The following is a 19,643-nucleotide window of genomic DNA, read 5'->3' as shown; positions in this document are numbered from 1 at the left end:
TTCCAGAATGCGGCCGCTGCCAAAGGGGCGTGGCGGCGGGCCTTTCAAGGTGAGTCGTGCCAGCAGCGGTATCAACGTGATCGCAACCATTAAAGAAATCAACAAGGGGAATACCACGGACAACGCTAACTCACGCACGAACAGCTTGGCTTCGCTTTCCACGAACAGGACGGGCAGGAACACCAGCACCGTCGTTCCGGTAGCGGCAAGAATCGAACGGCTCACTTCACGGGTGCCGTCATAAACCGCGGCGAATGCGCTTTTACCGCGTTGATAATGCGCGAAAACGTTTTCCATCACCACAATGCCGTTATCCACCAGCATGCCGATGGCGAGCGCCAGTCCGCATAATGACAGGATGTTCACCGAGAGATTGAAGCCGTACATCAGATTGAAAGTCACCAGCAGCGACACCGGAATGGCGATCATCAAAATCATGACAAAGCGCAGATTGCGCAGAAACAGAAAGAGCACCAGCAGCGCCAGCAAGGCTCCGGTGAGCGCCATGTTTTCGATGCGATCGATGGCTTGTTGAATCAGCCCGGCCTGGCTGAAATTGACCGCCAGTTCGAATCCTTGAGGCGCAAGCTCGCGGTTCAGTTCGTCGATTTGCGCGAGCACGTCATTGGCAACGGCGAGCATGTTGCTCACATTATCTTTTTGCACAAAGATACCGACGCCGGATTTGCCGTCAACGCGATACAATTGCGTGCGTTCGGCCTGGCTGTAGCCAATATCGGCCACGTCGCGCAGTCGCGTGGGGCCGCGTTCATCGATGATCAAATCGCGCAATTCGCGCAAATCATCGACGCGGCCGAGCAGGTTGACATCGAGGTAGCGGCCGGCTGAAACCACCCGGCCAAGATGCTCGGGCTGGCGGTGAAACGCATTGACCTTCTGCTGCACCAGCATGACCGGAAGGCCCACGGCTTCGCAACGTTCCGGGTCGATTTGAATGCCGACCGTGCTGCGCTGCCCGCCGCCGATGTTGATATTCACCACGCCGTCGATTTGTTCGAGACGCGGCCGCACGCGCCGTTCGGCGGCCTCGCGTAATTCATCGATACTGGCTTCCCCGCGAATGCTGAGTTCCATAAGGTACGTGGAAAGATCCGCGGTATCGAAACGATTAACCTCGATGCGCGCTCCCGCCGGCAGGCGATTCTCCAAGGTGTTCATCTTCTGCTGCAATTTTAGCAGCGCGAATTTCATGTCTGTGCCATGATTGAAAGCGATCTTCGTGGTGGCGTAATCCGCAAAGACATTGCTTTCGATGTCATGCACGCCTTCCAGCGTTGCCAGCTCGGCTTCGATGGCAAACACCAATTCGCGCTCGATTTTCTCGGGCGACGCGCCGGGCATGCCGGCGCCGACGTACACTTCGGGCAGGATGAATTGCGGCAGAAGCTGAACCGGTAAACGTTGCCAGGATATCGCGCCCAGCAAGCAGAGGCCGAGCGTGAGCATGAAAACGGTGATGGGACGCTTGAGGGAGAAGGAAGTCATGAATATGCCAGGTGACGATTATTTTTCATCGTTGAATTATTGCGAGGCCGTGATTGGCTTCCAGCACGGCTTAGAAAAAGGGAATCTCTCGTTTATCGCTTTGTGACCTCTTCACTCATCAACGCAAAAAGATTGTTCTCCGAATCCCGAAAAAACGCCATCCATAAATCATGGGTTGGCATTTTGGCAACCACATGCGGTTCACTTTCGAACGACACCTCCCGCTGAGATAAAGCCCGGAAAGCCGATTGCATATCATCCACGTTGAAATAGATAATTGAGCTGGGATGATCGAACTCCGGCTTCTCGGGAAGGCCGAGCATCAGGCGAATGCCGCCGCACTCAAAGAACGCCATCTTGGGCACGGTGAAAAGGTGTTTCATGCCCAGCTTGTCGCGGTAGAATGCGACCGCGCGTTCAAGATCATGAACGTTGAGGGCGATTTGCCCGATTTGAGAAAGGCCAAAATTCGCGCTTGCCATGCGTATCTCCCGTCAATTGAAAAACGTTTAACGAAACTTTGGGCGATGAGTTGCTGGAGAAATTCGACGGAAAATCAGGAATGAGTATAACCAGAGCGCGGCAGAAGCGCAACCCCTTTTCTACGGCTTCTCTATCCTTGCTTTTGTTTCGAATAAGATTAGATTGCATTGCAACCTCTACTCTAAAATTCAGTAAAAATGCCCCATGCCAATCGACATCCGCCAGCTTTCCAAAACTTATGCAGGCGGCGTTCATGCGTTGCAGAACGTCTCGCTCAACATCGCCACCGGCATGTTCGGCTTGCTCGGCCCGAATGGCGCGGGTAAGAGCACACTCATGAAAATCCTGGCGACGCTTGAGACGCCGAGCTCCGGAGACGTCTTCATCGATGGCGCAGATATTCGTTCACATCGCCGCCAGATTCGCGCTTCGCTCGGCTACCTGCCGCAATTTTTCGGCGTCTACCCGCAACTGACCGGCGCGGAATTTCTTGCCTACATTGCCCGGCTCAATGGCGTGCCGGCAAGGCATTTACGCGAAACCGTACATGAGATGCTCGGAAATGTTGGTTTGCTCGAAGCGCGCGACCGCAAAGCCAAAACGTATTCCGGCGGCATGCTGCGCCGTCTCGGCATCGCGCAGGCGCTGATCGGCAATCCGCGCTTGCTGATTGTGGATGAACCGACCACCGGTCTCGATCCTGAAGAACGCATTCGCTTTCGCAATTTGCTCACCGAAATCAGCCGCGACAAAATCATCATTCTCAGCACGCACATCGTGGGCGACATCTCGAGCACCTGTGAAGATCTTGCAATTCTCGCAAAAGGCAGAGTGGCCTATCGCGGCCGTCCCGATACGCTGATCGCCAAGGCCGCCGGCAAAGTTTGGCAGGTTTTGATCGATGAGGCAGATTTTTCGCATATCGCTGCGCGCATGCAGGTGATATCAACGATTCCGAAACAACCGCATTTGCTGCTGCGCGTAGTCGGCGATCCGATCGCGGGCTACGACATGCAAAGCGCCACGCCCAATCTTGAAGATGCGTACATGTATTTTATGGAGTCGGAGGTGGGGCAACGGGTGGAGGAGGAGGCGGATTGAGGAATTTTACCCAACACTTCACCTATCCAAAGATCCAATAATCCTTCGAACGAAGCATCTATGTTCAAAAGCCTGCGTTACATTCTTACGATTGCCGCTGCCGAGCGTATGATGCTCTACCGCACCGCAAAGTTCTGGGTGCTGGCGGGCATCGGCGTATTAATCATTCTCTTCTTCCTGGTCGCCATGACCATTGCTTCAATTGTCGATACCGGCGCGCCCGGCGAATTTCTGCTGACCGGCACAGATGCGTTTTTGGCCATCTACTTTTTCAGCTATGTGCAGGCCATCTTGATCATTTTCGTGGCCGGCGATTTTCACAAGGCCGAGGAAAAATCGCGTTTGGATCAGGTGATGCTCTCGCGCCCGATGACGACGGCAAACTGGGTGATGGGCAAATACTTGGGCATTGTAAGCGGGTTGTTCTATCTCAATCTTTTTTTGATCGCACTGGCAACGATTGGCCGCGTTTTCAAAGTCATTTTCATGGGGGCGGATTTCAATATCCTGCCGTTTCTCAAATATGTCACCATTGCCGCTCTGCCCGCGATGTTGTTCATGACCTCGCTGGTCTTTTTTCTCGTGAGTCTGTTGCGGTCACAAGCCCTGGCGATCATTCTGCCGCTGGGTTATGTCGCCGCTATTCTCTTCTATTTCCATCATCAGTATCTCGGCTTGCTGGATTACGGCGCTTTCTTTGCGCCCTTGTTTCACGGTGATCTCATCGGATTCGGCGACATTACGAGGGTGTTGTGGCAACGTTTCTTCTTTGTGCTGTTAGCAATCGCGTTGCTTTGTTTTTCGATTATCCTGTATCCGCGCCTGGAACAATCGCTGGCCTCGCGGCGTTTGACGCAATTCTCGGCCGCCGGCTTGCTGTTGGGCGCAGCGCTGGTGGCGTACACCATGATTTCGCAGCATCAAACACAGCAAGCAACGCGCAAGGCGGATTATGCCTATCAACAACAATGGACGTCACACGCGCTCAGCCAGGTCAAACATTATGATTTTGATGTGACGTTTCATCGCAAGCCCGCGGTTCTAGACGTCAATGCAAAACTCGTCATTGCGAACCAGAATCCCGCGGCAATGCCACAATTGCTGTTTGCCTTGAACGGCGCGTTACGCGTCAGCAGCGTAACCTGGCATGACGGCGCTGCGATTCCATTTGAGCAGAAGCATCAACTCTTGCAATTGGAATTGGGCGAGCGGGCGCTGAAACCGGGCGCGGTTGATACGCTGCAAATTGCCTATGCCGGCAAAATTGACGCTGATGGTTTCATGTTGGATCGCTTGCCCGAAAGCAAAGGCCTGATCCGCAAAGACAATGGCCCGTGGATCAAAGGCAGCATTTCAGCCTGGCTGGGCGATGATTTTGCCGTGTTGCCGGTGCAATGCGGGTGGTATCCTGTTCCTGGCGCTGCCGCGGGCTATGCCTATGAAACGCCGCGGCCGCAAAATTTTGCCACGGCGACGATGCGCGTGCGTGCGCATAAAGATCTGCGTGTGATCACACAAGGAGAATTGCGTGACGAGCAGCCTGAGGGTGAAAATACACGAACAACTTTTGAAGTGCCGGCTCCGGTCCCCGGCTTTTCGTTGAATCTCGGCGCCTATCAACGCCTCGCGCACACGTTCAAGCAAACCGAAGTCGAGCTTTACTTTCGCGACAAGCATCTGCGCGATTATGAGTTGTTTGCCGAGGTCGCCGACACGTGTTTTGAAGCCATCGAACGCATGTTCGAAATCTTTGAAGAAGTCGCGGGTGTGCCCTATCCCTTTGCCCGGCTGGCGCTGGTCGAGACGCCGCTGCAAATGCAGATTTACATGACGCCGCATGGCGTCGAGGATATTCTCCAGCAACCCGGCATTGTGATGTTCGATGAGGTCAATATCCTCGGCCAGCGTTTCAAGAAACGCATCGAGAGCCGCACCAGCCAGGCGCGCCGCCGCGGCCGCGATGATTCGCCGGCGCGCATCAAGCGCGATGTTTTTGTCGAGGCGGTGCTTGATTTCCTCCTGCCGGACGAATATTGGCGCGGCGATGGCAGCTACCAATCACCGGTGCGCAATTACGTTCACTTTCAACTAGGCATTGCGGATCCCGTGCTCAGCCGCGCGCTGGAGTTGCAGCTTTATGAAGAGTGTGAACGCCGCACGCATGACGCATTTTATCCGGATCGTTGGAACGCCGCACTCAGCAGCTTTGATCGCATCCGCCAGATGGACGGCAACTGGACTCTGCGCCGGCGCTACGATGTCGAAGTCGATTCCGTGTTCGAAAAACTGGAGAAAACGCCTCTGGCAATGCTGCGCCCACAGGCCAAGGGCAATCTTTACCGCGCCTGTGTTGACTTCAAAGCGCCGCCGGTTTTGCAAATGCTGCGTGAACGTGTCGGCGAGAAAAATTATGCCGCGGCGTTGCGCAAACGCATTGCCGAACATCGCTATCAGTTGATGACTACAGAAGAATTCCTCGAAACGGTCCAATCGGTTTCGGACGAAGAACTGCACGATTTTTATGAGCAATGGTTTGAGCAGCCGACGTTTCCAGGCTATCGTATTTCGCTGGCGGAAGCGTATAAACTGGATACCGGCAAGATGCACATGATGCATCAAGTGCGCGTGCGTGTGCAAAACGGCGAGAAGGGCGACGGCTTTGTGCGCGTCGTGTGCAAAACGGAAAACGATAATATTCGCCGCAATCTCCGGTTGGGCAGTTATGAAGAAAAAGAAATCCAATTCGCGGTGGCGGAGTTGCCGAAAAATGTGCAAATTATTCCTTATTTTTCGCGCAATCGCGGCGAGATCATGAAATCGATCAACCTGAATAATCGCGTGCGCCGCGCCGCGCCGCGCGACACGGTGTTTACAACGGTATCTTCCAGGGATTCGCTGGTATTCGTGTTGGACGACCAAGACGAAGGGTTTTTCACGCCCGTCAGTCAGGAGGCGAAATACTTGCGCCCTCCCTCAAAAGGTTTGGCATGGTGGGAGAACACCAACCCGCTGGCGTATGGCAAATACTATTTTGGTTTTCGCATCAAAAGCGGCGGCAGCGGCGATTACCCCGCGCGCTGGGAAGCGAACGTGCCGCGCAGCGGCGATTATGACTTGAGCTTTCATCTGCCCATGAGCAACAATTGGTGGTCGCGCAACATGAGCCGGACGTTTCAACTCACTGTGACGAGTGCGGAAGGCAAAAATCGTGTGAACTTGCAGCCGCAAGAAACCGCTGACGGCTGGCTGTCGCTCGGGCGTTATCATTTCAAAAAAGATTCTCCCGCGATCATTGAATTGTCAGATGCCGGCAACGGCTTTGTCATTGCAGACGCGGTGAGATGGGAACTGGTGGAGTGATGTGGGCTTTTGGATGGTAGATCCTGGTTGTTGGTGGTTGGTTGCTGGTGTAACGTCACCTTGATTTGCGTGAGAACTCTTTAATTGTCATCCAGAAAGGACCTTGTGAAGTACTCGGTGCTAGTGTGCACTGTTACCTTAATTTTTTGTAGTCCCACCCCCTTGTGGGGTGCTGCTGCAGCCAATAAATTCACGGGTTGGGACAATGCCCCACAAAGGGGGCAGGGCTACGAAATCATGGTAACAGTGTACTAGGTTTAAAGCTTTGCAGGAGCCCTCGAGAGCGCAGCAATACAAGAATTCCGGCATTAATTTTTATTGATCATCAAGGAGTCTGAAGCGACAATGAGGCAAAAAACGAAAGCGGTTGCCGCTGTATGTGCGGGCCTTTTATTGATAAACGCGGCCGGCCATGCGCAAGAGGCGCGCGTGCTCACATTGGAACAAAGCATCAATATCGCGTTGAACCGCAGCCATCAAGTCAAGCAACTCGAACAATCGCTGCTCAACTCGCGCTTGAATTTGCGCGCGGCAGAAGCGGGCTTGAAGAGTTACGGCGATCTGGTGTTCTCGAGCCTGCCCAACTTGCGGGAAGGCATCAGCCAAACGCAGATCGGCACCGGCGAATTCGTTTTTCCGCGGCAGAATTTCGTCGATCTGCAAGCGGAATTGTACGTCAATCAGCCGATTGCCCAAACCGACGGCGTTATTTCATTGGTCGGCGTGATGCAACGCTTTCGCCAGTCCATCACCACGCCGATTGATTTTGGCGGCGCGACATTCGAGCAGAAAGTGACCTCGACGACGTATATTCCGCAATTGCGTTTGCAATTCAGCCAACCGCTGTTCACACTCAACCGCCGCAAGACTCTTTATCGCCGGGCGGATTTGAATTTGGAAAATACCCTGCAAAGCTACAGCCGCAGCCAGCTCGATATCATTTACAACGTCACTTCGAATTTTTATAATCTCTTTCGCGCGCAGCAGCAATTGGAAATCGACCGCAGCCAGGTGGAACAATCTGAAAATGCTTATCGCCTGGCGCGGCTCAAACAGCAGGCGGGTTTGTTTCCCGAATTGGAAGTGTTGCGCCTGGAGGTGGAATTGGCGAACGCCCGCAACACCATGACCAACAGCGAGGCCAGTGTGCAGCGCACGGAAGACAATTTCAAAGTACTCATCGGCCTGCCGGTCGAGGAAGCGATCAGCGTGTCGACCGAGCTGGCGTATCGCCCGATTGCAGCTTCGCTCGAAAAGGCATTGACCGAAGCGCTGCAACGCCGTACCGAGCTGCGTTCCGATGAAATTTCCGTGCAGTTGAGCGAGATCAGCGTGAAAGAAACTGACGCGGGCAGCGAAATCAAAGGCGAGCTTTTTGCGAGTTACGGTTTCTTGAATGAAGAAAAAAACTTTCGCGATGCGTTTCAGAAATTCGATACCGACCGCAGCATTCGTCTCGGTTTGACGGTGCCGTTGTGGGATTGGGGTAAAAACAGGGCGGAAGTGCAGGCTGCGGAAGCCTCGCTGGAGAGTAACCGCCTGACGCAAAAAAATCGCATTGATCTGATCAAACAGGAAATTCGCGAAGCCGTGCGCAATCTCGCCTCGGCGCAGCAACGCGCGGAAATCTCGCAGCGCAGCGAAGAGTTGGCCGAGAAAAGCTACAGAATCAGCTTGTTGAAATTCGAAAACGGCGATTTAAGCTCGCAGGATTTGGCGCTGGAACAGAATCGCTTGACGCAGGCACGCACGAACTCGCTCAACGCCATTATCGATTACAAGCAGGCGTTGGCGGATTTGCGGCGCAAAACCTTGTGGGATTTTGAGAAAGATGAGCCGGTGAATGTGGCCGCGCCGCAGTAGGAATGAATTAACAACTGATTTGTGAATGAATTGCTTCAGAAAACAATAAAAATTCCAGAGGGAGTTTTCATGAGAGGCAAGGCTAATAAGGCAGGTTTGATCTGCTTGTTGTTATTGACATGGGCATGCAATCCCGGTGAAGATAGATCGGCAGCCGATTTGACCATTCCTGTGGTTGTGGAGAAAGTCAAACGCGGGCCGATTGCGGCTTATGTCTCGGCTACGGGCACTTTGCGTGCGCAACGCGAAGAGCGGGTGGTTGCAGAAGTCGATGGCGTTCTGCGGCTCGCCCGGCACAACGGCGGCGTGCTGACGGTGGGAACGCGGGTTGCGGCCGGGCAATTACTCGCGGAAATCGAGAATCAAGAGTATTTGCTCACGGTGCGCGTGGAATCGCAAAAGCTGGCCATGGAAAACGCGGAGCGCGAGCTGCAAAAACAAGAGGCGCTGTTCAAAGAGGGCGGCGTCACCGAGAAAGAGCTTGAGCTTTCCCGGCGCAATGCTCTTGATGCGCGCTTGAATTATGAGGCGGCGCAAATCAAAGCAGATAAATTGCGTCTTAAAGCTCCCATCTCAGGTTTCATTGCAAATTTGCAGACGAATGCCGTGGGCACGCGCGTGCCGGCAGGATTTCGTCTGTGCGACATTCTGGAATATAGCACGACCCGCGTGCAGGTGAATCTGCCGAATACGGATTTGGAGCGCATTCAAATCGGCCAGGAAGTTTTGGTGAGCAACTATGCCCTGGTCGATCAGACGTTCAAGGGCCAGCTCACGGCGATCGATCCCACGATTGATGCGCAAACCCTCACATTCACGGCGATGATCGAAGTCGCCAATAAAAATTTGCTGCTGCGGCCCGGAATGTTTGTGAAAACCGAGATTGTCATCGAGCATCATCCGGAGGCGCTCATCATTCCCAAAACCGCGTTGCAAACGCGCGATAATCGTTCGGTGGCGTTCGTGGTGGAGGGCGCCAGCGCAGAGTTGCGCGAGGTGACCACCGGCATTGAAACGCGCGAGGAGATCGAGATTCTTGAAGGCTTGAATGAAGGAGAGCGGCTGGTGGTGAAGGGGCAGGAAACGCTGCGGGACAAGTCAAAGGTGAGAGTGACGGAATAGAGGCGAAAATCGAGGATCGAACAGTGAAGATCGCTTGCTTTCAAACATCACCGAAGAGGACTCTGTCAGGAACTATCACGGCTTGCAGAGACGCCAATCTCGACGCTGCGGAACCACACAGCAGAATTAGCAAAATCATTATGGGCAAGACCATTGATGAGCTTCACAGAGAAATCCGTTGGCCGCTTTCATCGGTTGGGCCGAATTTTTTTTGGATCGGCTCATAAAAATATGACAGCACTTTTTTCGTGCGCTAGACTTTCACTTCCGCCCGGCGGAATTATGCCGACCTTCTTGAACTATTCGTATATTCAACTTCAATCATGAATCTCCCGCAATTCTCCATTCGTTACCCCGTCACCATCGCGATGATGATGCTCGGCATCGCCATTCTTGGCGTGATTTCATTCGATCGCCTGGGCACGGATTTGCTGCCGGCGATTTACAACCCGCGCATCGTCGTTGAGCTGCAATCCGGCGAACGCTCGCCGCAGGAAATGGAACAACGCTTTGCGCGCCGGCTCGAGGGTGAACTGGGCACGGTGAGCAAGGTTGTGGACGTGAGCGCCAGGTGCAGCCTCGGCCGCGTGCTGGCCACCGCAACGTTTAGTTGGGGCACGGACATGGATTTCGCGCTGCTGGACGTGCAGAAGAAAGTCGCGAGCTATGAATCCGATCCGGAAGTCAATCGCGTGACCATTGCGCGCTACGATCCGCAAGAAGAACCGATCATGATTTATGCCGTGCAGAGCAGCGGCGACCGCGATCTCGACGAGCTGCGCCGCATCGCCGAGAATGTCATCAAGCGTGGTTTGGAACGGTTGGACGGCGTGGCGCGCGTGCAGGTTTATGGCGGCCTCGTGCGCGAAGTGCGCGTCGAACTCGACGAATATCTGCTGGAAGCCTTTAACCTGACGCCCGCCGAGATTACCGCCAAAATTCGCCAGGCCAATGCCAATGCCTCCGGCGGCAGATTGGTGCAGCAGGACAAAGCCTATCTCATCAAAGGCATCGGCAATTATACCAGCGTGGAAGATGTCGCCGAAACCGTAGTCGGGTATAAAGCCGCTGCCAACGGCGCCAGCGCGGATAGCGCGGCTCTGGGCGTCCAGCAAACCGGCGCGCAATTCTCGCCGGACAGAGTGCCGATTTATCTATCCGAGGTTGCGCGGGTGAGCTACGCTCCGGAAGAGCGTACCGACATGGTCCGTTTGAATGGGCGGGAAAGCATCGGTTTTTATATTTATAAAGAAGCCGAAGACAACACCGTGCGTGTGGCCCAACAGGTCGCGGAAACCATCAGCCGCTTGCAGGCTGACTTGTCCGGTTTGGAATTCACCCTCATCAACAGCCAAGCCTCGTTTATTGATAACGCGATCGGCGAAGTGAAAAGCACGGCGATGATCGGCGCGCTGCTCGCTGTGCTGGTGCTCTATGCCTTTTTGCGCAGCCTGGGCGTGACTCTCATCGTCAGTCTTGCCATACCGATTTCAATTCTCGCCACGTTCACGCTGATGTATTTGCAGCAGCTCACGCTCAACATTATGACGCTGGGCGGGCTGGCGCTGGGCGCGGGCATGCTGGTTGATAATGCTATTGTCGTGATCGAGAATATCTTCCGCCGCCGCCAACTTGGCGAATCTGCCGAAACCGCGGCAGTCGCCGGCGCCAGCGAAGTGGGCGCCGCGATCTTTGCAGTCACGCTCACGACGATTGTGGTTTTTCTGCCGGTGGTTTATGTCGAAGGCATTGCCGCCGAGCTGTTTCGCGATCAAGCCTGGGTGGTGACGTATGCGCTACTCGCCTCGCTGCTGGTTGCGTTTACGCTGGTGCCGGTGCTGGCGGTCAAAACGCTGGCGAAAGACACCGCAGCTTTTCAACGCCGGCGCTTGCGCATTCCGATTTATGAAAAGACGCTGCAATGGGCGTTGCAGCATCGCGCTTTTGTGGTGGCCGCTGCGCTTCTGCTCATGGCCATCGCGGCGCTGCTTTTGCCCGTGGTGGGTGCGGAGTTCATTCCGCACAGCAATGAAAATCAAGTGCAGATCGATCTCGATTTGCCGCCCGGTACGCCCATGGAAAAAACCGCGGCGGTGCTCGCCGGCGTCGAGGATCGCATTCAACAGGTTTTAGGCGACAAGATCACCGCGCAGTTTGCCACGATCAATGTGAGATCGTCACAGAGCCTGTTCACGCAAGAAATGCAAGGCGGCGAGCATCTTGCCGGGGTCACGATCAATTTGGTCGAGGGCAAAAACGCTTTGACGCCGGAGAGCGCCATTGCCGCATTGCGGCCGCACATGAATCTGCCCGGCATCAATACCACCTTCCGCATTCGCGAGACCAGCTTGCAGCAAACCATTGGCAGCGGCGGCAAGCCGGTGATGGTCGAAGTACGCGGTCCGGAACTGCAAGCATTGCAGGAAATTTGCGTGCGCGTGAGTGAGGCGTTGCAAACCTTGCCGGGTTTGCACACGATCGAAACGAGTTTTCAGCGCGGCCGGCCTGAAATTAACTTGCGTATCGATCGCCTGCTGGCTGCCAGTTTTGGTTTGGATGTTCAACAAATCGGCCAGCGTGTGCGCGAGCGGCTTGCCGGCGAGGTGGTTTCGGATTTCTACAGCGCGGGACAGGATCGCAATATTCGCGTGACCTTTGCCGCCGCGACGCTAACCGAGCTGGCGGATATGCCGATTCGCGCGCCCAACGGCGCGGTTCTGCGCTTGCGCGATATCGCCGAACTCACGCCCGACGAAGGGCCGAGCGAGATTCAACGGCACAATCAATCGCGCATTGCCTATGTCACGGCGGAATTGGGCGAGGGCACAACCTTGAGCCGCGCCATCGCCGCGGTGAACAACACCCTTGCCGAAATTCCTCTGCCGCCGGATTACGAACTGCGCTTTGCCGGAGAAGAAGCCTCACGCGAGGAATCCTTCGATCAAATGAAGTTCGCGCTTTGGCTCTCGATCATTCTGGTCTACATGGTAATGGCGGCGTTGTTCGAGAATCTGCTGCACCCGTTCACGATTTTGTTGACGCTGCCGTTTGCCGGGGTGGGCGTGGTGTTTGCGTTTTTGTTGGTGGGCGAGCCGCTCAGCGTTATGGCTTATATTGGCGTGGTTTTGCTCGTCGGCATTGCCGTGAACAATGCCATCGTGCTGCTCGATTACATCAATCGTCTGCGCGCAGCCGGCATGTCGCGGCGCGCAGCGGTTCTGCAAGGCGGGCGCGATCGCTTGCGCCCCATTCTCATGACCACCGCAACCACGATTCTCGGGCTGTTACCGCTCACTATCGGCCTGGGCGAAGGCGCGCGTTTGCGCGCGCCCATGGCCATTGCTGTGATCGGTGGTTTGGTCACGTCAACATTGCTCACGCTGGTGGTGATTCCGGTGGTTTATGAGTTGATTGATGAGATTAGGCGCAAAACAACATAGAATTAAAACGCCCGCGAACAGGGTCTCCATTCGCGGGCATTTCCATTCCACAAAAATTTGGTTATTCAAGCAATACACTCATATTCCTGTCTCAATTCGATCCTGCCGGCTTGCCGCCATTTCCCGGCTGCTCTTGCGTGGTCTCGCCGTTGGTCATCTTCTCGATGCGCCTCTGGCGTTGCATCGGATTTTCCCGTTCCCGCTCGCGTTCTTTAAAAAGCTGGAAGCGCGTGGGCTGCGCTTGCGGCGGCCAGTGGTTGTTGCTCATGTCGGTGTCCGCCATTTCAAGAAAGGGGTCGAGCGTGACGCTCGCCACTTCTTTTTGCGTCGCGAACACTTTGCTGATCTGCTTGTCGTTGTAGCGCCAAATTTCGGCGGGAATGTGATGCACGTCTTGCGAGCCGTCTTTGTAGGTGAATTCCAAAATCAGCGGCGTCACCAAGCCGCCGAGATTCGAGAAGCTCAACTCGTAATAGTTGTAGCCCAAGCGCAGCAGTTTTTTTTCTTCCTCATCCAGCGTTGCCAGATAGCGTTCATACTCTTTTTTGTCGAGAATCGACACGGCAAACGGATCATATTTGTTGTAGAAATCCTGCGTTGCCGGGTCGCGCTCGACCATCGCCGCCGGAATCGCGGTTTGATTGCGAATATCGCCGATGAATTTCGGTTGATTCTGCTCGCCGGCTTTGGTGATCGCCTTCTCGATCTCCGGATCCTGCGTGTCGATGCGATACCATTTCACCGCCTCCAGCGCGACATCCACGTGATCAACGGTGTAAAACCAGCCGCGCCAGAACCAATCGAGATCCACGCCTGAAGCATCTTCCATCGTGCGGAACAAATCCTCCGGCTCCGGCTGCTTGAACATCCAGCGCTGCGCATACGTTTTGAACGCGAAATCGAACAGCTCACGTCCCATGATCGTTTCGCGCAAAATGTTGAGTGCGGTGGCGGGCTTGGCATAAGCATTATTGCCGAATTGCAGCAGCGATTCCGAATTCGCCATAATCGGCGTTTGGCCTTGCTTGTCGCCTTTCATGTAATCGACGATCTTGTAAGCCGGGCCGCGCCGCGAAGGATAATCGCGATCCCATTCCTGCTCGGTTAAGAATTGCAGAAACGTGTTCAACCCCTCATCCATCCACGTCCATTGCCGCTCATCGGAATTCACGATCATGGGGAAATAATTGTGCCCGACTTCGTGAATGATCACGCCGATCATGCCGTATTTTGTGCGCTCGGTGTAAGTGCCGTCCGGCTCGGGCCGGCCGCCGTTGAAGCAAATCATGGGATATTCCATGCCGATGCGGTCGGTGTGCACGGAAATCGCGACAGGATAGGGATAGTCGAACGTGTGCTTCGAATAAACCCGCAGCGTGTGCGCCACCACTTTGGTGGAATACTGTTCCCACAGCGGATTGCCTTCTTTGGGATAAAACGACATCGCCATCACCGTGCGGTTGCCGAACTTTACCGGCATGGCGTCCCAAATGAATTTGCGCGAAGTGGCGAAGGCAAAGTCGCGCACGTTTTCGGCGTGAAAGCGCCACGTTTTTTTGCTGGCAGCGCGCGACTTTTCGGCCTCGCGCGCCTCGGCCTCGGTCACGATCATCACCGGTGCGTTCGCGCTTTGCGCTTTTTGCCAGCGGCTGCGCTGTTCGGCAGTCAACACCTCGGCACTGTTTTGCAGCACGCCAGTGGCAGCAAGAATGTGATCCGCGGGCACGGTGAGACTCACTTTGTAATCGCCGAAGCACAGGGTGAACTCGCCGCTGCCGAGAAATTGTTTATGCTGCCAGCCCTGGTTGTCGCTGTAAACCGCCAGGCGCGGATAAAACTGCGCGATGGCGTAGAGATAGTTTTTATCCTCTGGAAAATATTCGAAGCCCGAGCGGCCGCCGATTTTCATGCGATCATTGATATTGTACCACCATTTGATCTTCAAGACAAAACGGCCTTGCGGGCCAAGCGGTTGCGGCAAATCAACGCGCATCATGGTTTTGTTGATGGTGAAGGGCAGGTCACGGCCGGCAGCGTCCTTCACATAGTCGATTTTAAAACCGCCGTCGAAGTCGTTGTGCAATTGCATCAGCGACTGAAAACTCATTTTATCGGAAATGCTGTTGGTTTGCGTCTTGTAGGTGTCGGAGTCGCGCGCGCGGCGGTTCTGATCGAGCTGCAGCCAGAGGTACGTCAGCACATCCGGTGAGTTGTTGTGATAGGTGATGGTCTCCGCGCCATAAAGACGTTGCGTTTCGTCGTCCAGCTCGATTTGCATATCGTAATCCGCGCGCTGCTGCCAATACAGATGGCCGGGCGCGCCTGAAGCTGCACGATAAACATTCGGACTGCGAAACTCTTCGTGCAACTGCCGGAATTTTTTCTCGGACTCGTTCACGGTTTTGTCGTCTTGCGCGCTGCCCGCAAATGGGCTGAGCGCCCACAACAGCAGGCTTGACAGGAACAGCATTTTGTTTTTCATCTTCTCACCTCACCGGAATTGATGAATGATTTATTGGAACGCAAATGCCATCTTTTTAACGTTCCCTACCTACGCAATCCTCATATCTTTTAAGCTGCTCACAATCTGAAAACGCGAAAACGCTTTTGCAACGGCTTGGCCGTTGCATTGAAAACCTCAATTGTTTCCAATATCCAAGGTTCTAGGCTGTTTATACTGACGAGGCGCTTACGGCTTCAACGTTGCGTCAGGAGAATTAGTGATACGCCCGCCGCCGCGCCCGAGATAAAAAGATTCCATGCGCGCGGCATGATCTTGAGAACGCGCAACGCCAGCCAGGAAAAGCCCAACACAACGCCGACGATCAGCAATTGCCCGATCTCCAGGCCGAGATTAAAAGCAAGCAACGGCGCCCAAATGCTCGCTTCCCGTCCCAGCAACGCACGCAAGTAATTCGAAAACCCCATGCCGTGAATCAATCCAAAACCGAGCACAAGCAAGTAACGCCACCGCAGATTGGCAGAATGATGAGAATCGGAGTTGCGCACGACGTTCAATACGCTGGTTGCAAAAATCGTAAGTGGAATCAGAAATTCCACGAGCGGTGCCGGCAAGAGCGGCCGGCCGATAACCGAGGCTGCCAGCGAGAGGGAATGGCCGAGGGTGAACGCCGTAACCAAAATGGCCAGCGTGCGCCATTGCTGCCAGGAATAAACCGCGCAGAGCGCCACGATGAACAACAAATGATCGTAAGCGCCCAAATCAGAAATATGTTCGAAGCCGAGTGTGAGGTAGGTTTGAAATTCCGACATTTGAGTTGCGAGACGCGCTTGTGTGCCGTATATTTGCTCGCCCGGGTAAAAACCATGCCGCAGGGTGGCGAGTAAACTAATCGAAAAAAAATGCAAAGCAAGCGAGAAATGCCCAAGCTCCGATTCAAGTTTTGCCTGGCGGTTTTGCCGGTTTTTCTGCTGGCGAGCGCGGTTTCAGGCATTCGACATCCCTTTTATGTCAGCATTTGCCAGATCGATCACAATTCTGAAGCAAAGTCGCTGGAGATCACGTTCAAAATTTTTACCGATGATTTGGAGAAAGTGCTCGAAGCTCAGGGGACCGGCAAACTCTATCTCGGCGATCCGCGCGAAGCGCAGGAAGCCGATCGCTACCTCTACAATTATCTCAAGAATCAAGTCGTGATTGTTGTCAATGGCGATACCGCAACGTTTCGTTATGTCGGCAAGGAAGTCGAGATGGACGTGACCTGGTGCTACGTTGAAATTGCGCCGGTGACGGAAGTAAAAAAGATTGCGGTCACCAACCGCATTTTGCTGGAGATTTATGAGGAGCAAACCAACCTCGTTCACGTCAAAGCCGGCGGAAGGCAAAAGAGCATGTTGTTGCGCAAAGGCAACGTGACGGATACGGTGGAGTTTTGAATTTTTGAATTGAAAACAATTCAAATTATCCCCAGCAGATTGAAACAACCCAGTAGATAAAATCCTGCCATCCGTTGGGTTGTTTCAATCCGTTGGAAAATTTTTCTTTGAAAGAATAGCATAGAATGCCAACTCCCATCAACCTCTATCCCATCGATGAGAAGAGCATCGCCATTGACTGGGATGACGGCCGGAAAACGAAATACGCTTTGCGCGAGTTACGCGGTAGTTGCCGCTGCGCGGTTTGCGTTGATGAAGTCACCGGCCAGCGCGTGGTTTTCCCCGAGAATGTCCCCGAAAACATCCGCGCGCTGGAAGCACGGCCGGTGGGGCGTTATGCGTTGCAATTCGTTTGGTCCGACGGCCATGATAGCGGGATTTATACGTTTGATTATTTGCGCGAGCTGGGGGCAAAACAATTTGATCGTGCGCGCTAAAATCAGGGTTGAAACTTGACAAGGAATGTACTATCTTGCCAGCCCAATCAAAAAACGCTGGCTTACAGAAATCGGATCAAAAGCTAGCAAATTAATGAGATAGAAGTCAAGCTAGAGTTTCAACTCAACTGCATTTTCATGAAAATTTATCTCGAAACCTACGGCTGCCAGATGAACGAATACGACTCCGAGTTGATTCGTTCGATCTTGCGCAGCCATAAACATGAGTTCACCGAGGCCGAAGACCAAGCCGAAGCGGTATTGTTGAACACCTGCGCCATTCGCGAAAACGCGCACGAGAAAATCTATCACCGTCTCGATCATCTCAAAGGCTTGAAGCGGCGGCGCAAAGGCGATCTCGTCATCGGCATTCTCGGTTGCATGGCGCAAAATCTTCGCACCGAACTGGCGGAACGCGCGAGTATCGTTGACATCGTTGCCGGCCCGGACAGTTACAAACGTCTGCCGCTGCTGCTCGAATCGACGCGCGGCCATCAGGAAAAAGGCTTCGATTTTTCCCTCTCCGAATACGAAACCTATTCCGACATCGCGCCGCAGCGCCGTCCGGGTGTGAATGCCTGGATTGCGATCATGCGCGGCTGTGATAACTTCTGCACCTTCTGCGTCGTGCCTTACACGCGCGGTCGCGAGCGCAGCCGCGAGCCGCAGAACATCGTCGCGGAAGCCGAACGCATTGCCGCCGAAGGCTTCAAGCAAATTACGTTGCTCGGGCAGAATGTGAATTCGTATCGCTACGAGCAATATGATTTCGCCGATCTGCTGGAAATGGTGGCCGAAGTCGAAGGCATCCAGCGCATTCGTTTCACCTCGCCGCATCCCAAAGATTTTCCGCGCAAGCTGCTGCATGCGATGGCGCGGAATTCCAAGATTTGCAAGCATATTCATCTGCCGTTGCAAGCGGGCAGCAACAGCGTGCTGGAGCGCATGAATCGCAATTACACCAGGGAAGAATTTCTCGATTTGGCAGCGGAGATACGCGACACGGTGCCGGAAATTTCGCTAACTACCGACATCATTTGCGGCTTCTGCGGGGAAACCGAAGCGGATTTCGATGACACGCTGCGTATGGTCGAGCAGGTCGAATTCGATTCCGCGTTCATGTTCAAATACAGCCAGCGCAAGCAGACGATTGCCGAACGCAAGTTTGCCGACGATGTTCCGGAAGAAGTGAAAGTCGCGCGCCTCATTCGCTTGAGCGAGTTGCAGCGTGAAATTTCGCTGAGGCGCAACGCCCTGGAACTCGGCAAAACGCATACGGTGCTGGTCGAGGAAGTCAGCAAGAAGAATAAAGAGCAGTGGCTAGGCCGCACCGATCAAAACAAAGGCGTGGTTTTTTCCGGCCATGCGCATCCCGGGGATTTTGTGAACGTGAGGATCGAGTCTTACGGCACGAATACCCTGCTCGGCTCGGTTGTCGGAGATTATCGCTATCGTTTTCGGATTCAGCAGGAAATGCAGGCGTGTTGCGCCTGAGCGGGGCGCTTTTCGGAACGAGATTGTTTAATGGGCTATCAATGGGATTCAAAAAGGCGGAAGCCAACCTGAAGAATCACGGGGTTGATTTTGCCGATGCCACCGGAGTTTTTAAGGATGATTATGCCTTGTCTCTGCGCGAAGAATTCATTGATGGCGAGCAACGGTTTGTCAGTATTGGCCTAGATTTTTTAGCGCGCATAATCGTCGTTGTCTATACCTATCGGGGCGATGATATTCGAATCATTTCAGCAAGATTGGCGACCAAAAGAGAACGGAAAGCCTATGAAGACAAAAGAATATGATTTTACTAATGCCAAGCGCGGCGCGATCGTGAAGTCTCCCAAGGGCAAAACCTTAGTCTCGATTCGCCTCGACAATGATATTCTCGAAGGGTTTCGCGAACAGGTACATAGCGCCGGCGGTGGCGACTACGAATCTCTCATCAACGAAGTATTGCGACGCCATCTTCGCGAACAGGGTCGTGGCCTTGAAAAAACGCTGCGAAAAATCATTCGTGAAGAGTTAAGCTCGATGGCGAAACGAGCCGCCTAAACATTAACGGAATCCGCGCGAACATGCCTAATCTCAATCCCTACGACTTTTACAACATCGAGGCCTCCTTTTCTGATGAAGAGAAAGCCGTGCGCGATCAGGTGCGCGAGTTCGTGCAAAAAGAAGTGAAACCGGTTATTCGCGATCACTTTCGTGAGGGCACATTTCCCGCGCGTTTGATCAAGCCGATCGGCGAAATGGGATTGCTGGGCGCGAATTTGTCGGGTTATGGCTGTCCGGGCTTGAACAACGTCGCTTACGGCCTCATCATGCAGGAGTTGGAATTCGGCGACAGCGGCATTCGCAGCTTTGCCTCGGTGCAGGGCGCGCTGGTGATGTATCCCATCTGGGCATTCGGCAGCGAAGAACAGAAGCAAAAATATCT

At 54.0% G+C, this 19,643-nt stretch carries 14 protein-coding genes and 1 pseudogene; 11 read left to right on the top strand and 4 right to left on the bottom strand.

Features of this window, described 5'->3' with window-relative positions; genetic code table 11:
* Positions 1 to 1,506, bottom strand: a 1,506-nt coding sequence (locus FBQ85_11060; GenBank protein MDL1875690.1) for an efflux RND transporter permease subunit, incomplete at its 3' end; no start/stop codon positions are given.
* Positions 1,507 to 1,598: 92 nt separating this feature from the next.
* The gene (locus FBQ85_11055; GenBank protein MDL1875689.1) at positions 1,599 to 1,988 is read right to left on the bottom strand and encodes a VOC family protein; all 390 of its coding nucleotides are present in this window, start codon (positions 1,986 to 1,988) and stop codon (positions 1,599 to 1,601) included.
* Between the two features lie 205 nt (positions 1,989 to 2,193).
* On the opposite strand from FBQ85_11055, the gene FBQ85_11050 reads away from it, so the two are divergent.
* The 5 genes from FBQ85_11050 to FBQ85_11030 all read left to right on the top strand — a co-directional run bounded on the left by FBQ85_11050 (position 2,194) and on the right by FBQ85_11030 (position 12,875).
* Positions 2,194 to 3,090, top strand: a complete 897-nt coding sequence (locus FBQ85_11050; protein MDL1875688.1) for an ABC transporter ATP-binding protein — start codon at positions 2,194 to 2,196, stop codon at positions 3,088 to 3,090.
* A 60-nt stretch (positions 3,091 to 3,150) separates the two neighbouring features.
* Positions 3,151 to 6,450, top strand: a complete 3,300-nt coding sequence (locus FBQ85_11045) for a hypothetical protein (protein MDL1875687.1) — start codon at positions 3,151 to 3,153, stop codon at positions 6,448 to 6,450.
* Positions 6,451 to 6,795: 345 nt separating this feature from the next.
* Positions 6,796 to 8,313 (top strand): TolC family protein, encoded by a 1,518-nt coding sequence (locus FBQ85_11040; GenBank protein ID MDL1875686.1) that lies wholly within the window; start codon positions 6,796 to 6,798, stop codon positions 8,311 to 8,313.
* A 69-nt stretch (positions 8,314 to 8,382) separates the two neighbouring features.
* Complete coding sequence (locus FBQ85_11035) at positions 8,383 to 9,435, top strand: efflux RND transporter periplasmic adaptor subunit (GenBank protein ID MDL1875685.1); 1,053 nt, start codon at positions 8,383 to 8,385, stop codon at positions 9,433 to 9,435.
* 323 nt (positions 9,436 to 9,758) lie between these two features.
* Positions 9,759 to 12,875, top strand: coding sequence for an efflux RND transporter permease subunit (locus FBQ85_11030; protein ID MDL1875684.1), 3,117 nt, complete (start codon positions 9,759 to 9,761; stop codon positions 12,873 to 12,875).
* Between the two features lie 166 nt (positions 12,876 to 13,041).
* Here the strand turns inward: FBQ85_11030 and FBQ85_11025 are convergent.
* Both FBQ85_11025 and FBQ85_11020 read right to left on the bottom strand, forming a co-directional pair.
* Positions 13,042 to 15,357, bottom strand: a pseudogene (locus FBQ85_11025) (M1 family metallopeptidase).
* 215 nt (positions 15,358 to 15,572) lie between these two features.
* The gene (locus tag FBQ85_11020) at positions 15,573 to 16,148 is read right to left on the bottom strand and encodes a HupE/UreJ family protein (protein ID MDL1875683.1); all 576 of its coding nucleotides are present in this window, start codon (positions 16,146 to 16,148) and stop codon (positions 15,573 to 15,575) included.
* Between the two features lie 108 nt (positions 16,149 to 16,256).
* Here FBQ85_11020 and FBQ85_11015 point away from each other — a divergent pair, with 108 nt between their 5' ends.
* The 6 genes from FBQ85_11015 to FBQ85_10990 all read left to right on the top strand — a co-directional run.
* On the top strand, positions 16,257 to 16,772 hold the full coding sequence (locus FBQ85_11015; protein ID MDL1875682.1) for a hypothetical protein: 516 nt from the start codon (positions 16,257 to 16,259) through the stop codon (positions 16,770 to 16,772).
* A 125-nt stretch (positions 16,773 to 16,897) separates the two neighbouring features.
* On the top strand, positions 16,898 to 17,209 hold the full coding sequence (locus FBQ85_11010; GenBank protein ID MDL1875681.1) for a DUF971 domain-containing protein: 312 nt from the start codon (positions 16,898 to 16,900) through the stop codon (positions 17,207 to 17,209).
* A 138-nt stretch (positions 17,210 to 17,347) separates the two neighbouring features.
* Positions 17,348 to 18,703, top strand: a complete 1,356-nt coding sequence (miaB, locus tag FBQ85_11005; protein MDL1875680.1) for a tRNA (N6-isopentenyl adenosine(37)-C2)-methylthiotransferase MiaB — start codon at positions 17,348 to 17,350, stop codon at positions 18,701 to 18,703.
* Positions 18,704 to 18,744: 41 nt separating this feature from the next.
* On the top strand, positions 18,745 to 19,008 hold the full coding sequence (locus tag FBQ85_11000) for a BrnT family toxin (GenBank protein MDL1875679.1): 264 nt from the start codon (positions 18,745 to 18,747) through the stop codon (positions 19,006 to 19,008).
* Positions 18,989 to 19,258, top strand: a complete 270-nt coding sequence (locus FBQ85_10995; protein ID MDL1875678.1) for a BrnA antitoxin family protein — start codon at positions 18,989 to 18,991, stop codon at positions 19,256 to 19,258. Before FBQ85_11000 ends, FBQ85_10995 begins: the two co-directional genes overlap by 20 nt.
* A gap of 23 nt (positions 19,259 to 19,281) precedes the next feature.
* Positions 19,282 to 19,643, top strand: a 362-nt coding sequence (locus FBQ85_10990) for an acyl-CoA dehydrogenase (protein ID MDL1875677.1), incomplete at its 3' end; no start/stop codon positions are given.

It is taken from the genome of Cytophagia bacterium CHB2 (genome assembly GCA_030263535.1).
In the GTDB taxonomy this organism is placed as follows: domain Bacteria; phylum Zhuqueibacterota; class Zhuqueibacteria; order Zhuqueibacterales; family Zhuqueibacteraceae; genus Coneutiohabitans.
The sequence above is the reverse complement of the archived record's forward strand: the minus strand, read 5'-3'. Positions and strand labels throughout refer to the sequence as shown.

Excerpts from the sequence above, each read along its gene's own strand:
- FBQ85_11030 (MDL1875684.1), top strand. The coding sequence starts at position 9,759 with ATGAATCTCCCGCAATTCTCCATTCGTTACCCCGTCACCATCGCGATG.
- FBQ85_11050 (MDL1875688.1), top strand. The coding sequence starts at position 2,194 with ATGCCAATCGACATCCGCCAGCTTTCCAAAACTTATGCAGGCGGCGTT.
- FBQ85_11055 (MDL1875689.1), bottom strand. The coding sequence starts at position 1,988 with ATGGCAAGCGCGAATTTTGGCCTTTCTCAAATCGGGCAAATCGCCCTC.
- FBQ85_11045 (MDL1875687.1), top strand. The coding sequence starts at position 3,151 with ATGTTCAAAAGCCTGCGTTACATTCTTACGATTGCCGCTGCCGAGCGT.
- FBQ85_10995 (MDL1875678.1), top strand. The coding sequence starts at position 18,989 with ATGAAGACAAAAGAATATGATTTTACTAATGCCAAGCGCGGCGCGATC.
- FBQ85_11040 (MDL1875686.1), top strand. The coding sequence starts at position 6,796 with ATGAGGCAAAAAACGAAAGCGGTTGCCGCTGTATGTGCGGGCCTTTTA.
- FBQ85_11015 (MDL1875682.1), top strand. The coding sequence starts at position 16,257 with ATGCCCAAGCTCCGATTCAAGTTTTGCCTGGCGGTTTTGCCGGTTTTT.
- FBQ85_11035 (MDL1875685.1), top strand. The coding sequence starts at position 8,383 with ATGAGAGGCAAGGCTAATAAGGCAGGTTTGATCTGCTTGTTGTTATTG.
- miaB (MDL1875680.1), top strand. The coding sequence starts at position 17,348 with ATGAAAATTTATCTCGAAACCTACGGCTGCCAGATGAACGAATACGAC.
- FBQ85_11000 (MDL1875679.1), top strand. The coding sequence starts at position 18,745 with ATGGGATTCAAAAAGGCGGAAGCCAACCTGAAGAATCACGGGGTTGAT.
- FBQ85_11010 (MDL1875681.1), top strand. The coding sequence starts at position 16,898 with ATGCCAACTCCCATCAACCTCTATCCCATCGATGAGAAGAGCATCGCC.
- FBQ85_11020 (MDL1875683.1), bottom strand. The coding sequence starts at position 16,148 with ATGTCGGAATTTCAAACCTACCTCACACTCGGCTTCGAACATATTTCT.